Raw genomic sequence first — 14,715 nt, forward strand, 5'->3', positions numbered from 1 at the left:
CTCGCGCAGCATTCGTCGCAAGAACGAAGAGCTCTACTGGTCGTTCATTCCGCGCCAGTTCAACCTGTACCGACTCTCCCTCGCCGGTACGCTGACGTCGCTCGATGTGCCGTCGCGGCGCATCCAGACGATCACGCCGTACGTGCTCTCGGCCGTGCAGCAGCGCTGGGTGAACGATGTGAAGACGCAGAAGACGCCCACCGAGTTTGGTGGTGAGATCAAGTACGGTGTCACTCCGGCACTCACGCTCGACCTCACGTACAACACCGACTTCGCGCAGGTGGAAGTGGACGATCAGCGCGTGAACCTCACACGCTTCCCCGTATTCTTCCCGGAAAAGCGTCCGTTCTTCCTCGAAAATGCCGGTGTGTTCTCGGCGGGCACACCGCAGGCGGTGGACCTGTTCTTCTCACGGCGTATCGGCATCGCTTCTGATGGATCACCGCAGCCCATCGTGGGTGGTGGCCGTTTGTCGGGACGTGTGGGGCAGACAACAGTGGGTTTGCTGCAGATGGTGACTGAGGCGCCGAATGACAGCCTTCCCGGCCAGTCGTACTCGGTAGCTCGTGCCACCCGCGAGTTGTCGTCCCGCTCGCGCATCGGTGTGATGGCCGTGCAGCGTCTCTCCATGGAAGACGGCGCCGATGTGAATCGCACCTTTGCCGTGGATGGACGCATCGGTCTGGGCCAGGCGTGGACCAGTGATTTGTGGGCCGCGCGCACGACCACGCGGGGACGCGATGGCAACGACCGCGCTTTCAGCGGACGTATCGCGTATCAGACCAATGTGTGGAACCACAACGCGCGGTACGCGGAAGTCGGTGCCGATTTCAACCCGGAAGTGGGCTTCATGAGCCGCCCGGGTGGTTACCGCACGTACGATGCGTCGGTCATGCGCCTGATCCGCAAGCCCGAATGGTCGTGGTTCAAGCAGTGGAATCCGCACGTGAGCTACCGCAACGTGACGGGTCTGACGGACGGTTTCTACCAGACCGGCTACTGGCACATCGACCTTACCGAGTTCGAACTGGCCAACGGCGCGCGCTTCGGCCCGGAATACAACATCTCGCATGAAGGTCTGCAGGCGCCATTCACCATCGCGCCGGGTGTGGTGATTCCGGTTGGCCAGTACGACTGGGGCACGTTTGGGTTTGACTACAACACCGATCCCAGCGAGAACGTGTCGGCGGTGGGTCGCTTCGACGTGGGTCCTTTCTGGACGGGCACGCGCCGTGGTGGCAGCGGTACGGTGACGGTGCGCCGCGGTGCGACGTTCTCGGGTTCGTTCACGGTGGACTACAACGATGTGACGCTGCCGCAGGGCGATTTCAAGAGTTCGTTGCAGGCGCTGCGCCTCAACTACTTCTTCTCGCCGCGTGTGTTTGTGCAGACACTCACGCAGTACAACAACCAGCAGGAGATCTGGTCGGCGAACGTTCGCTTCGGTTGGCTGAACACGGCGGGTACTGGCTTGTTCATCGTGTTCAACGAGGGACGCACGGCCAACGGCTTCTTCGACTGGAATCAGCGTCAGCAGCGTTCGGTGTTCGTGAAGTTCACGCGGCAGTTCGGCACCGGCGGCTGAGTTCGCACGTCTGGTACGGTGCAGCTCGTGTAGGGGTTTTACCGATGGCGGCACGCCCTCGAATCATGCATGTTGCCGATGCAGAGTGAGGGCGATGCCTCCACAGCGCTGCGGCAGATCGGGGATCGATCCCGATTCCTCGCGGTCCACCCGGAGGCGTAGTGCAACGACGTTGCGTGCATCGACCCGCTGCAACATTCCACCACAGTGTGGAACGCGCCGTCATCAGGATTTTCAGTCCCTGATGATCGGGTGTCGACGTGGACTCAGAGGGCAAGCATGCTCTCGCGACCAAGTCGCTACGAATCTCCACGGACGACACAGAGAAGCGTCGGGGCACCATGCCCGGCGCTTCTCGCATTTGTGGGACATATTTCGGGCTCATGCCGCGCCAAACGCCGGCGCCGTCAGTCCCCGCCTTCCCCACAGCTCGTGCCCCTCAAGGACTTCCCCGACCATCACGACGCGGAGCTCGTGCTCAAGCTCTATGAACTGCGTCGCGAAGCCGTCATGCGTGATTCCCGCTCGCAGGTCATCACCAAGTTCCTCCCGACCAGTTTCGAGGACGTGGTGGCGATCACGAAAGCGGATCATCCGCTCAACGCCGCCTTTCGTCAGGTCTCGACCTACTGGGAGATGACCTACGCGATGGCCAAGCACGGTGTCATCCACACCGACTTCATGCTCGAGAGCAATGGCGAAGGGCTGCTGCTCTTCTCGCGCATCGAACCATGGCTCGAGGAATATCGCACGCAGGTGAACGCCAACGGCTTCCGCAACGCGGAGTGGGTCGCGACCAACAGCGAGATGGGTCGTGCGATCGCCGAGCGGTTTCGCAAGCGCATGCAGGCACAGCTGGCAGCAGCGAAGCCGGCGTCCTGAGCGGTCGGGCAGGATCATTGCGAGCGGCGCCGGCCAAGAACAGGTCGGCGCCGCTCGTTAGTTCAGATGGCTATCGCGGCGACGTGCCGGCCACCACCGGCAACTGACGCTGCTGCCAATCCTGATAGGAGCCGTCGTAGAACCGCGCGGGCAAACCGAGTGCGCGCGCCGCGACGTACGTCATGCTCGCCCGATAGCCCACCCAGCAGTACGTGACCACTGTGTCACCTGCCCGCATGCGCTCGGCGTACAACTGACGTAGCTGCGTGGAATCGCGCAGCTGGAAGTGCTTGTCGTCGGTGAACAGCTGCTCCCATTCGAGCTGACGCGCGCCCTGCAAGTGACCGGCCGATGGCATGCCACTGCGGTTGCCACCGCCGGCATACTCACCGTCTGTGCGTGTGTCGATGAGTGCGATACGTCCCTGCTGCTGTGCGTTGGTGATCCAATCAGACGTCGCGACGAGATCCTGGCGCACGCGCGGCGTAAAGGTGCCGCGCTTCACCGTCGGCGCGTTTGTGGTCATCGCGCGATTCTGCGCCTTCCACCGTGCCACACCACCGTCGAGAAACGCCATCGAGCCGTGCCCCAGGTAGTCGAGGGACATGAGCGCGCGTGCTGCCATCGGCGATTCCTGTCCGGTGGTGACCACCACCGTGCTGTTGTCCGACACACCGAGATTGCGGAACAGGGCAGCCAGGCTGTCCACGTCCGGCAACTCGGTGGTGAGCGGGCCGCGCCGCGTGGTGAATGCGGAATAGGGCACCACGCGCGCTCCAGGAATGCGCGCAAGGCCCGACGAATCCTTGGATTCCACCTGGATGATCACCAGGCTCGGATCGTTGAGCCGTCCGGCCAGCCATTCCGTGGACACGATCTTGAGTGGAGAAGCCGTCTGAGCGTGGGCCTCTGGCGAGCCAACGGTAAGAGAGGCCGTCAGCAGAGCCGTGGTCGTGAGAGCAGAAAGGCCGGTCGAAGGCGAGGAACTGAAGCGTCGGGTCCGCATGGGCATTGGCATGGTGATCCGGGGCAGGAGAAACACAGTTGGGAAATGCCCACGAAGCATGGCAAAAAGTGCCGAAAGGGTGTGAGTGGCTGAAAAGCCAGTTTCCGATAGTTTTCGGCCATGTCTCCAGATTCGCACGCCGCACCGATCGCCGTCGCCATTCTGATCCTGCCATCGGTGGTGCCCTTCGACCTGGGCGTGCCCATGCAGGTGTTCGGGTATCCGGGCACCGACCTGGGCGTGAAGCGCTACCACGCGACGCTCTGCGCACCGCAGCCCGGGCCGGTGCGCACCGCCAATGGATTCGACGTGATGGTCACGCGTGGGCTCAGCGCGCTCCGTCACGCGCATACCATCGTGTTGCCGGGTGTGCACGATCTCGATCTCGTCATTCCACGTACGGTGAGCGTGGCGCTGCAGCGTGCGGCGGGCCGTGGCGCGCGCCTCGTGTCGATCTGCTCCGGTGCCTTCCTGCTGGCCGAGGCCGGGTTGCTCGACGACCGGCGCGCGACGACACACTGGATGGACGCGCCGTTGCTGGCGTCGCGCTATCCGCGTGTGCACGTCGATCCTGATGTGCTGTATGTGGACGAAGGGCAGGTGCTCACATCGGCCGGTATTGCGTGCGGTATCGATCTTTGTCTGCATGTAGTGCGCAAGGACTTCGGCGCGGTGGTGGCCGCTACGGTGGCGCGTCGTTTGGTGGTGCCACCGCACCGCGATGGCTCCCAGGCGCAGTTCGTGGATCGTGCGATGGTGACCGAGGACACCGGATCGCTCGAGGCCACACGGCAGTGGGCACGCGCACGACTCGAATCGGTTGCGACTGTCGACGAAATGGCGCGACACGCCGCGTTGCCACTGCGGACTTTCACCCGCCGCTTTCGCGCCGAGGTCGGGACATCACCGCTACAGTGGTTGCTCATGGAACGCTTGCAGCGGGCGCGTACATTGCTGGAGTCTTCAGCATTGCCGCTTTCGCGCATCGCCGAGCAGTGTGGGTTCGGATCGGTGATTTCGATGCGGGCGCATTTCCGCAGTCAATTGCACACCAGTCCGCACGCCTACCGCCGCGCATTTCGCGCGCAACTCTAGGATCGCATGTCCTTTCGATTTCCTCTGATGCGTCGTGATCGGCGATCAGTCATGGCACTGAACGCCGTGGCATCGGCTCTGATGGCCATGATGCCGGCTGCTGCCCTGGCGCAGGGCACCACCCGGGCGGTGGTCACGCCCGTTGCTCCCACGCCGAACTGTCCTGATTGCGCGACCTGGAATGCACCCCACGCGCCGTTCCGCATCTTCGGCAACAGTTACTACGTGGGCACCGATGGACTGAGCGCCATTCTCGTCACGTCGCCCGACGGGCATGTGCTGGTCGATGGTGCGTTGCCTGAGTCCGCACCGCAGATCGTGGCGAGCATCGAAGCGATGGGATTTCGCGTGGGCGACATCAAACTCATCGTGACTTCGCATGTCCACTTCGATCATGTGGGAGCGATCGCCGAGATTCAGCGACTCTCGGGTGCCACGGTGGCGGCGAGTCCATCGAGTGCACGTTGGCTGGAATCGGGGCAGCCCCAGAAAGACGATCCCCAGTACGGCCTCAACCCCGGCTTTGCTCCCGTGAAGCGGGTGCGTGTGCTGCGTGATGGAGAAGTAGTGAAGGTCGGACGGTTGTCGCTCACCGCGCACTTCACGGGTGGTCATACGCCCGGGGGGACGAGCTGGAGCTGGCGATCGTGTGAAGGCACCCAGTGCTACGACATCGTGTATGCCGACAGTCAGACGCCCATCTCGGCCGACAACTTCTACTTCACCCGGAGCACCACCTATCGCACCGGCGTAGAGGATTTTCGCCGCGGACAGGCACTGCTGAGCCGCCTTTCGTGTGACATTCTGATCACGCCGCACCCGGGGGCGTCTTCGCTGTGGGAGCGACTGGCCGACAGCAGCAGAACCGCGTCGCCGGTCGGCGCGGGTGGCACACGAGACACCCCGCGCCTGTCACTGGTGGACCGCGAAGCGTGCCGCCGCTATGCCGCGCGCTCCGCGGATGCGCTCGACAAGCGGCTGGCGAAGGAGAAGGCTGCGGCACGTTGAGCGCGCGGCTATGGTATAGGCTCTCGTACACTTCCAGGAGATTCTCCGCATGCGCATCGGTCAGACCGCTCCCGATTTCCAGGCCAACACCACCCATGGACCGATCCGGTTCCATGAATGGCTTGGAGATTCGTGGGGCATCATCTTCTCGCACCCGAAGGACTTCACACCGGTCTGCACGACGGAGCTCGGCTATGTGGCGCGCCTCGCGCCGGAGTTCGCGAAGCGCAACGTGAAGGTGATTGGCCTGTCGGTGGACCCGACCGATCGCCACAGCGAATGGGCGAAGGACATCCAGGAGACGCAGGGCTACATGCCCGAGTTCCCGATGATCGGTGACACGGAGCTGGCAGTATCGAAGCTGTACGACATGCTGCCGGAAGAGGCGGGCGAGAGCTGCGAAGGGCGCACGGCCGCCGACAATCAGACGGTGCGCACGGTCTATGTCATCGGGCCGGACAAGAAGATCCGCCTGATCCTCGCGTACCCGATGACCACGGGCCGCAATTTCGACGAGATCCTGCGTGTGGTCGATTCGATGCAGCTCACGGCGAAGCATCGCGTGGCCACGCCGGCCAACTGGCAGCATGGCGAAGATGTGATCATCGCCGGATCGGTGTCCAACGACGAGGCGCGCACCATCTATCCTGACGGCTGGAAGGAACCGAAGCCGTACCTGCGTATCGTGCCCCAGCCTGGCGCGTAACACGCTCGATTGACGGGCTCGGTCAGCTCGGTCAGCTCGTACCGATCGCGCTGCGCACGAGACGCAGCAGGTCGCTGGAAGCAAAAGGTTTGTCGATGCGGTGCACGTCGCGCAGGTGGGCGACGCGCTCCCCATCGATGGCCGCACCGAAGCCGGACGCCAGAATAATCGGTGTCGTATCACCGGATGCGCGCAGACGCTCCACCAGTTCCATGCCCGTCATCACGGGCATGGTCTGGTCGGTGAGCACCAGATCGAATGCCGGGCCGGCCATGGCTCGCTCCAACCCCACGGCCCCGTTGTTGGCCATGGTGACCTCGAATCCACTGCGCTCGAGCAAGCGGCGCATCACGCCAGCGACGGCGTCTTCGTCGTCCACCAGCAACACGCGCAGGCGACGCCCCGCCTCGATGGGTACCGGTGTCGTCGCCGGTTGGATTTCCGGCTCGTTCACGCGGGATGCGGGCAGATGGATCTCAATGGCTGCTCCCTGACCTGGCTCGGAGGTCACGTTGATGGACCCGCCGTGCGACGTGACGATGCCGTGCAATACGCTCAGTCCAAGACCTGTCCCATGTCCCACCGGCTTGGTCGTGAAGAACGGCTCGAACGCACGGGCCCGGACTTCGGGAGACATCCCCACACCGGTGTCGGTGACAGTCAGTGCCACCGATTCTCCGTCGCCATTGGCGCTGGTGTCCGACAGCCAACGCAGGTGAATGCCGAGTGTGCCGCCGTTGGTGGCGCGCATCGCGTACTCGGCGTTGGAGCAGAGATTGAGCAGCAACTGCTGCAACTGCGTCGCATCACCGATGACCGTGGCTCCGGGGGCCTCGTTGGTGATGATCACCTGCACCGTGGACGGAATGGTGGAGCGCAGCAGCGAGTGAGTCTCGTTGAGCAATGCGGAGAGCCGTACCGGTTCGCGGCGCAACTCGGTGCGTCGACTGAACGTGAGGATCTGGCGCACCACTTCGCGTGCCCGGTGACTGGCCACGAGCAACTGGGACAGGGCTTCGCCGGCGGGTGTCGATGACCCGACATCGCTGGATGCGAGCTCCGCGTTGGTGTGAATGACCGTGAGCAGGTTGTTGAAGTCGTGCGCCACCCCGCCGGCGAGGGTGCCCATCGACTCGAGTCGTTGCGCATCGCGGAGCTGCGATTCGAGCTCGGCCCGTTCGTCTTCCAGTCGCTTGCGTTCACGCAGGTCGCGCATTTCGAAGTGATCGAGCACCGCCGCGTCGATGGGAATGCGGGTATGCCACACTTCCACCGGAATTTCTTCACCATGATCGTCCACCACCTCGCACTCCCGACGATGCGTGGGGCTGTCACTGGCCAGCAATGGTGCGACACGTGGGATGAGTGTGGAGACCGGTCGCCCGATGAGCGGCTGGGCGCGCGTCTGCAGCAACTGTGTGACGGCACGATTGGCCTGCAGGACGACACCATCGGCCACGAGTAGCTGCGGGTTGGCGCCGTCCTCGAACAGGCGACGGAAGCGCTGTTCGCTGGTGGCCAGTCGCTGCTCGTTGGCTTCTGCCTCCCGTGCACGCAGCACTGCGCTGCGATTGCGCCGACGATCGAGCAGCACGCCGGCGCCGAGTAACAAGGCACCATACGTGATGAGTGCCAGTGGAGAGCGCCAGGTGGGAGGCATCACCACGAACTGCGTTTCGCTGCTGACGGCCTCGAGGCCACGATAGTCCACGGCCCGCACCCGGATGGTGTGACGGCCCGGCGACAGGGTGGGCAATGTCGCGCTGCCGCGATCGGTCCAGGCGGGCGTCGTGATGGGTGTGCCGTCGAGCTCAAAGCGATACAGCGTTTCTTCTTCGCGATGAAACGTCATCGCATACGCGTCGATCTCCACGCGCGACTCGGCTTGTGCCAGTCGTGCGCCTTGCGTGATCAGCATTCCGTTGCCGTTGCGCAGCTGGACCAGCGAGAGGAGCGGTCGCACCTCGTGGCCACGCCGCCCTTCGACATTCGCAAAGCCGACGCCAAGTGGCGTGCCCACCCAGAGACGGCCGCGGCTGTCGAGCGGTCCGATGGTGGAGACATAGGGATGCGGGAGCCCGTCGAGATCAGTGAACGATTCAGCGACGGCCAGGGAATCGTCGAACGATCGGCCCAGCGTGGCGACGGTGAGGCCACGCGATGAGGCGATCGCCAGGCGGCCGTCAGGCAGTGCCGCGAGATCCTTTACGTCGTCGCCGAGCAGTCCGCGGAGATGATCCGCTGTGAACAGTCTCCAGTCGGGCGCGCCCCCACAGCTGCGCAGCATGGCGAGACCATCCGAACCACCCAGCACGAGCGCGCACTCGCCGGACGGCATGCGAAACGCGACCACATCCACCGGGTTGCCGATGGGCGGCCGATCATTCGACAGCACTTCCCACCGCTGTCCGTCGAACCGGTCGACCTGTCCATTGGCCAATGCCACCACGAGTTGCGGGCGACCGCTGGTGGAGTCGATGGCGGCGGCGCGTGCGCCAATGGGAAACTCGGGCCATCGCGTGAAGACGGACGGCGCTGACTCGTACCAAGCGCCGCGGGCAGACACCACGATCAGCGCCTGTGTGCCGACTGGCGTGGGTCCCTCGAGCAGGTCGAAGATGAAGTCACTCTCGCCGGCATTGATGCGGAGTGTCCACTGTTCTCCAACGCGTTCGAAGAACCGGCCCTCGGTGGATGTGAAGAGGCGATTGGGCTTCGTTCCGGTGGAGAGGTGGAGCCGGGTGCGTGGATCACTGCCACCGCGAGTGGACTCGTTGGTGCGCACGGCCCGGAAATCCGGAAGGCGAAAGGCGCCGAAGTTCATGCCCCAGAACCACAACGTGTCGCCCACATGCTGCGGTGCAGCCCCGACGATGGGATGCCCAAGCAGTGCCGGAATCGACGAAACGCGGCCGGCCACACCTACGGTCAGGCGCAGCAGCACGCCGCTGCGAAATCCGATGTAGATGGATGGGTGTCCGAGTCCGTGATCGACGGCCTCCAGGACCTGCACGCGAGATCCCAGCGTACGGGGGCTGAGTTCGAGCGGCTGCCAGTGTTGGTCGTCGCGTGAGCGGAATACATGCCCGCTGGTCGCGCCAATCCATGTCTCGATGGCGTCGTTCACACGCACGCGCAGGACGCGCGCGATGGAGCCCGTCGGTCCGATGCGTTGCCAGCGACGGCCCACCAACAGGAAAGCGCCGTCCTCAGTGGCCACGATGGCCGATGCGGAATCGCCGGCTGGCGTGAGGGCCAGATGCTCGACGTTCAGGTTCTGCAGCCCGTCGGCCGTGGTATTCCAGGTGGTCCACTGCCCACCAGCGAGTCGGGAAACGCCACCGCCACGAGTGCCGACCCAGAGTTCGGAGACACCGTTGATGCTCCGGGTGACGACCATGGCGTCGCGGTCGATGACGCCGCGTGGCAGGGGCAGGCGGGTGAGCAGGCCGCTGTCCTTCGCAACGAACACGCCTCCGGATGCACCGATGATCAGGCGGGGCGTGCTGTCGCCGCGCGCTTCGAGCGTCGCAGAATAGATGGGCGCAGACTCGACGGGCAGTTCGAACCGGCCCACCCATTGACCGTCACGTTCGATGCTGATGTAGCGGTTGTGGACGTGGTAGCGCTCATGCGGGGACGCATCGAGCACCATACGGATCAGCCCGTCCGTTACCGTCGGGGGAAGCGGGAGCGGCGCCCACGAGCGTCCAGTGAAATAGCGGGCGCGGTCGGCCGTACCCAACAGGACGCTGCCGTCTCGTGACCGGGTCAGTGAATGGAGCGGCGAATCGGGCAGGCCGTCGCGACGGCCAAAGGCCGAGTAGGCGACGTCGTCCAGCTCGAGGACGCCGGCGCCGGAGAGGGGCGCGGGTGCTGAGCGTGGACTGGGGTTCTGTGCTGCGAGGGGCCGAGTGCCGACGGGAAGCGTCGCGCCGAGGAAAGCCGAGAGCCACAGGGCCCTGAACAGGATCATGGGGCTGAAGATAGCGCCGCATGTCATCTCTGGTGCGCGCTCCGCCCCCGAGCGATCGGCGGTGGCTCCATTCGGTGGCGACCCCACTGGGAGCGGTTTGGTATTAATCCCGATAGCTTCGTTCGTTATACTTGCTAGTCTATCAGGTTCTGCTCAGCACCCGGCATGCGGCAAGCTTCGGCGCCGCCCGCCGATCGTCAATCTGCCGTGATGTCCATGTCGTCCCGTATCTTCGATTCCAGCACATACAAACGACATTATAGCATCATAAACGAGCCTCAATCGGCTCATTTTGTCGTTGTGATCGAAATGCTCCCGGAATACGCATGACGGCGACATCGGTGCAGAAAGGCGTCGAGACCAGCCGAGCAGGCATCGGGAGCCCATCAGAACAGGGGGCCGCGGTGCTGGCCGGGTACCGCCGCCAGATCCGCCGCCGGGTGGCGCTGTTGGTGCTGCTCACCCTCGCCATTGTCGTGGCGCTCGTCGCCGATGTGCTGACGGGGCCGTCGGACCTCGGGATCTCGGAAGTGCTGGGCAATCTCCTTGGTGATGGGCCGATGGACGAGACCACGCTCATGATCATCCGGGAAGTGCGCTTGCCCGGTGCCGTCATGGCGCTGCTCGTCGGTATGGGATTGTCGCTGGCGGGGGCCGAGCTGCAGACCACGCTGCGCAATCCGCTGGCGAGTCCGTTCACACTCGGTCTTTCCTCCGCCGCGATTCTTGGTGCGGCGCTGGCCATCGTGCTCGGCGTGCGCATCCCGGGCGTGCCGGATCACTGGGTGATTTCCACCAACGCGTTTGTTTTTGCGTTTGGGTCGGTGCTCCTGCTGCAGGCGGCGGTGCGGCGGCGCGGGTCGTCCACAGAATTGCTGGTGCTGCTCGGCACGGCGCTGTTCTTCACGTTCAATGCGCTGGTGGCCATCCTGCAGTTCATTGCCGGTGAGCAGGCGCTGCAGCAGCTCGTGTTCTGGACCATGGGCAGTCTCGGACGCGCCTCATGGCCGCGTGTGCAGCTGGTGGCCATCGTGGTGGCCTGTGTGGTGCCGTTCACGTTCCGTGCGTCGTGGCAGCTCAATGCGTTGCGGCTTGGTGAGGAGCGGGCGCACAGCTTCGGTGTGAATGTGGCGCAGCTGCGTCGCGCGTCGTTGCTGCGTATCAGCTTGCTCACCGCCACGGCGGTGGCGTTTGTGGGCACGATCCCGTTTGTGGGGCTCGCCGGTCCGCACATCGCGCGCATGCTGGTGAGCGAAGACCATCGCTTCTTTCTGCCGGCGAGTGCGCTGAGTGGGGCGCTGGTGGTCTCGTTGGCGTCGGTGGTGAGCAAGTTGATCGTGCCTGGCGCGATCCTGCCCATCGGCCTCGTGACGGCCCTGATCGGCGTGCCTTTTTATGTCGTGCTGATCTTCGGTACCCGCGGAGGCGCCCGTTCATGAGTGCAGCACAGGCACGCATGCCAGGGCCGCTCGAGATTCGCGGCTTGTCGGCGGGATACCGGCATCGCCCGGTGCTGCACGATCTCACACTGCCGCCGCTGCACGGGGGCCAGCATATCGCGCTGGTCGGACCAAACGGCGCCGGGAAGTCGACGTTGCTGCGCGTGTTGGCGGGGCTGGTGGAAGGGCGTGGCACGGTGCGCTTCGACGGCCTGGATCTGCTGCAGGTGTCGGCGATGCAGCGCGCGCAGCGCGTGGCATTCATGCCGCAGACGTTACCGCAGGATGTGACGCTGTCGGTGCTCGATGGCTTGCTGGGCGCGCTCAAGGCCTCGCCGCTGTCTCCGCCGGTGGAAACCATGGAAGAGGCGCAGCAGCGCGGCATTGCGGTGCTCGAGCGCATCGGGATTGCGCATCTCGCGCTGCAGCCGTTACAGCATCTGTCTGGTGGCGAGCGGCAGCTGGCCGGGTTGGCGCAGGCGATCGTGCGCGAGCCGACGATGCTGCTGTTGGACGAACCCACCAGCGCGCTCGACTTGCGCCATCAGGTGACGGTGATGTCGATCGCGCGCACGCTGGCGCATGAAGGTCGGCTGGTGATCTCGGTGCTGCACGATCTCACGCTCGCCGCACGCTGGGCCGACCAGCTGATCGTGCTCGATGGTGGACGCATTCAGGCGATGGGGGAGCCGAGTGCGGCGCTCACCTCGCCGCTGTTGTCGCGCATCTATGGCGTGGACGCGCGCGTGGAGCCGTGTTCGTTCGGGTATCCGCAGGTGATCGTGGACGGCACCCGCGAACGCACGGTGGCCGAGGATCGTGGACGTGGCGCCGGAGTACCGGCGTGAACACGCCCTTGGCAGGCGCGCAGCAGGATGCACGGCAAGGCCGCCTGGTGCTGGTGGCCGATGCGGTGTCGTGGACGCTCGCCAGTGCCGAAGGGGTTCGCTACGAGGTGCGTGTCGCGTGGCCGGTGCAGCCACCGCCGCCGGCCGGCTATCCCGTGATCTATCAGCTCGATGGTGATGCGACGTTTGCGACGACGGTGGAGTCGATGCGCACGCGTGCCCATCGTTCCGATGCGACCGGCGTAGCCCCATCGCTTGTTGTGGGGATCGCGCCAGCTGCGGTTGTTGCGAGTGCGCGAGAGCGTCATGCGACGGAGCGTCATGAGCGCCGGTCCGACGACTTCACGCCGACACAGGGCGCCGCGCAGTTCCGCACGTTTCTGGAGCACGTGGTGCAGCCTGCCGTGCAGGCCGCGTTTGCTGTGGACACCCGACGCACCACACTGATCGGTCACTCGCTGGGCGGCCTGTTCGTGCTGGACACGCTGCTCGAGGCGCTGCATCGCGGCACGTCGCCGTACCAGACCTATGTGGCGATCAGTCCATCGATCTGGCGTGGCGGTGAAGCGCTGTGGCAGGCGCCGGAAGGTGGCGGGGCCGCGACGTCGTTTGCTGCGCGTGTGCTGCTCACGGTGGGTGAATACGAGCAGGCGTTGGCGCCGTGGCAGGCCGAACAGGCGAACGCCGCCGAGATTCTCGAGCGCCGGCAGGCACGCCGCATGGTGGACCAGGCGCAGGAATTCGCGGCGCATCTGGCGCGCGTTGGGCCCACGTTGGATGTGCAGTGCCGCGTGTTTGCCGGTGAGGATCACGCGTCGGTGGTGCTGCCCACGATGAGCGCCGCGTTGCGCCTGGCGAGCGGGATTCGATGACCGCACCCACGGCCAGCCTCCTGCTCGATGTGTCGCCGCTGCGGGCGAGTCCTGATTTCCGCATGCTGTTTGCGGCGCGCACGATCTCCATCCTGTCCATCGGCGTGATCAGTGTCGCGGTGGGCTGGCAGGTGTTCGAGCTGACCGGCTCGTCGTGGCATGTGGGGCTGGTGAATCTCTGTCTCGCCGTGCCGATGACCATCGGGCTCATGGTGGGTGGCGTGATGGCGGATCGGTTCGATCGCCGACGGCTCATCGTGAGTTCACGCAGTGTGTATGTGCTGGTGGCGGCGCTGTTTCTCATCAACACGTTGCTGCCGCGGCCGCAGCTGTGGATCATCTATCTCGCGTCGACCATTGCCGGCGCGATCAATGGCATCAGTGCGCCAGCGCTCATGGCCGCCATGCCGTCACTGGTGCAGCGCGCGCAGCTCGCGGCCGCGGGCGCCCTCATCACGGTGTCGAGCCAGGCGGGCGCGATGCTCGGGCCGTCGCTTGCGGGTGTGGCCATCGGTGCGTGGGGGCTCACCACGTCGTATGGTCTCGTGGCGGTGGGGGCGGTGCTGACACCACTGCTGCTTTCGCGCATGAAGCCGTTGCCGGCGGGGCCGGGCGTACCACTCGGGCCGCTCGCGGCGGCGCGCGAGTCGTGGCAGTTCACGCGCACGCATGGTGTGGTGGGCGCGCTGTTGCTGCTCGAGATCCCCGTCGCGCTGTTTGCGTCGCCCGGTTCGCTGTTCCCCGAACTCGCGTCATCGCGTTTCGCCGGTGCCTCGCTGCCGTGGGGCGGCCCCATCATGGACGGCGCCATCGTGGCCGGTTGGCTCTACTCGGCGCCGGCGGTCGGCGCGTTCCTGTCATCGATCTTCTCCGGCTGGACGGGGCGCACCCGCGATGCTGGTGCCATGCTGGTTTTCACCACCGTGCTGTGGGCGGTGGGCACGATTGGGCTTGGTGTCGCGTCGTCGGTGTTGGCGGCGGTGATCGCGCTGGCGGTGGCGGGCGCGGGTCGCGCGCTGTCAGAGATTCTCCGTCGTGCCTTGCTGCAGTCTCACACGCCGGATGGACTGCAGGGCAGAGTAGGCAGCCTTTGGCTCGTCCAGGCCGTGGTGCTGCCGTCTATCGGTATGGCACTCGCCGGCGCCGCGGCGCGCTGGCTGTCGCCGCATCGTGTGGTCACGATCGGTGGCGCGATCGCACTGATCGGCACACTGGCCATTGTCCTCGCGTTTCCCGCCATCCGGCGTGAAGGACAGCCGTCATGAATTCTCTCCGTTCGTTCTCCTTCTCATCGTTCC

The 14,715-nt window shown here is 65.0% G+C and carries 11 protein-coding genes; 9 read left to right on the top strand and 2 right to left on the bottom strand.

Annotation, left to right across the window (positions count from 1 at the left end):
• Together VGE27_RS02880 and VGE27_RS02885 are read left to right on the top strand one after the other, a co-directional pair.
• The coding region (locus VGE27_RS02880; RefSeq protein ID WP_331048124.1) for a DUF5916 domain-containing protein at positions 1–1,585 on the top strand (1,585 nt) is incomplete at its 5' end.
• Between the two features lie 432 nt (positions 1,586–2,017).
• Positions 2,018–2,467 (top strand): DUF4760 domain-containing protein, encoded by a 450-nt coding sequence (locus VGE27_RS02885; RefSeq protein WP_331048125.1) that lies wholly within the window; start codon positions 2,018–2,020, stop codon positions 2,465–2,467.
• A 70-nt stretch (positions 2,468–2,537) separates the two neighbouring features.
• Here the strand turns inward: VGE27_RS02885 and VGE27_RS02890 are convergent, their stop codons facing one another.
• Entirely contained in the window at positions 2,538–3,341 is an 804-nt protein-coding gene (locus VGE27_RS02890; RefSeq protein WP_331048126.1) for a sulfurtransferase, read from the bottom strand.
• A 252-nt stretch (positions 3,342–3,593) separates the two neighbouring features.
• Here VGE27_RS02890 and VGE27_RS02895 point away from each other — a divergent pair, with 252 nt between their 5' ends.
• Genes VGE27_RS02895 through VGE27_RS02905 form a run of 3 tightly spaced genes read left to right on the top strand, consistent with a single transcriptional unit; the run spans position 3,594 to position 6,282 of the window.
• Positions 3,594–4,568 (top strand): helix-turn-helix domain-containing protein, encoded by a 975-nt coding sequence (locus tag VGE27_RS02895; RefSeq protein ID WP_331048127.1) that lies wholly within the window; start codon positions 3,594–3,596, stop codon positions 4,566–4,568.
• Positions 4,569–4,595: 27 nt separating this feature from the next.
• Entirely contained in the window at positions 4,596–5,576 is a 981-nt protein-coding gene (bla, locus tag VGE27_RS02900; protein WP_331048128.1) for a subclass B3 metallo-beta-lactamase, read from the top strand.
• 49 nt (positions 5,577–5,625) lie between these two features.
• Positions 5,626–6,282, top strand: coding sequence for a peroxiredoxin (locus VGE27_RS02905; protein ID WP_331048129.1), 657 nt, complete (start codon positions 5,626–5,628; stop codon positions 6,280–6,282).
• A gap of 31 nt (positions 6,283–6,313) precedes the next feature.
• On the opposite strand, the gene VGE27_RS02910 is transcribed toward VGE27_RS02905, so the two are convergent.
• A complete protein-coding gene (locus VGE27_RS02910; protein ID WP_331048130.1) occupies positions 6,314–10,258 on the bottom strand; it encodes an ATP-binding protein in 3,945 nt (1,314 codons plus the stop codon).
• A 320-nt stretch (positions 10,259–10,578) separates the two neighbouring features.
• On the opposite strand from VGE27_RS02910, the gene VGE27_RS02915 reads away from it, so the two are divergent.
• The 4 genes from VGE27_RS02915 to entS are packed head-to-tail and all read left to right on the top strand — an operon-like array spanning position 10,579 to position 14,682.
• Positions 10,579–11,697, top strand: a complete 1,119-nt coding sequence (locus tag VGE27_RS02915) for a FecCD family ABC transporter permease (RefSeq protein ID WP_414653533.1) — start codon at positions 10,579–10,581, stop codon at positions 11,695–11,697.
• Positions 11,694–12,545: an ABC transporter ATP-binding protein gene (locus VGE27_RS02920; protein ID WP_331048132.1), complete on the top strand. Its 852-nt coding sequence runs from the start codon at positions 11,694–11,696 to the stop codon at positions 12,543–12,545. The genes VGE27_RS02915 and VGE27_RS02920 overlap by 4 nt, the downstream gene beginning before the upstream one ends.
• Positions 12,542–13,417 carry an alpha/beta hydrolase gene (locus VGE27_RS02925; protein ID WP_331048133.1) on the top strand — a complete coding sequence of 292 codons (876 nt, stop codon included), beginning with the start codon at positions 12,542–12,544 and terminating at the stop codon, positions 13,415–13,417. Before VGE27_RS02920 ends, VGE27_RS02925 begins: the two co-directional genes overlap by 4 nt.
• Positions 13,414–14,682: an enterobactin transporter EntS gene (entS, locus tag VGE27_RS02930; RefSeq protein WP_331048134.1), complete on the top strand. Its 1,269-nt coding sequence runs from the start codon at positions 13,414–13,416 to the stop codon at positions 14,680–14,682. The genes VGE27_RS02925 and entS overlap by 4 nt, the downstream gene beginning before the upstream one ends.
• Positions 14,683–14,715: the final 33 nt, after the last annotated feature.

The sequence above is a fragment of the Gemmatimonas sp. genome (assembly GCF_036405635.1).
In the GTDB taxonomy this organism is placed as follows: Bacteria; Gemmatimonadota; Gemmatimonadetes; order Gemmatimonadales; family Gemmatimonadaceae; genus Gemmatimonas.

What these genes read in the sequence shown, in the direction of transcription:
- VGE27_RS02895 (WP_331048127.1), top strand. Translation starts at nt 3,594, where the DNA reads ATGTCTCCAGATTCGCACGCCGCACCGATCGCCGTCGCCATTCTGATC.
- bla (WP_331048128.1), top strand. Translation starts at nt 4,596, where the DNA reads ATGCGTCGTGATCGGCGATCAGTCATGGCACTGAACGCCGTGGCATCG.
- VGE27_RS02905 (WP_331048129.1), top strand. Translation starts at nt 5,626, where the DNA reads ATGCGCATCGGTCAGACCGCTCCCGATTTCCAGGCCAACACCACCCAT.
- VGE27_RS02910 (WP_331048130.1), bottom strand. Translation starts at nt 10,258, where the DNA reads ATGATCCTGTTCAGGGCCCTGTGGCTCTCGGCTTTCCTCGGCGCGACG.
- VGE27_RS02920 (WP_331048132.1), top strand. Translation starts at nt 11,694, where the DNA reads ATGAGTGCAGCACAGGCACGCATGCCAGGGCCGCTCGAGATTCGCGGC.
- entS (WP_331048134.1), top strand. Translation starts at nt 13,414, where the DNA reads ATGACCGCACCCACGGCCAGCCTCCTGCTCGATGTGTCGCCGCTGCGG.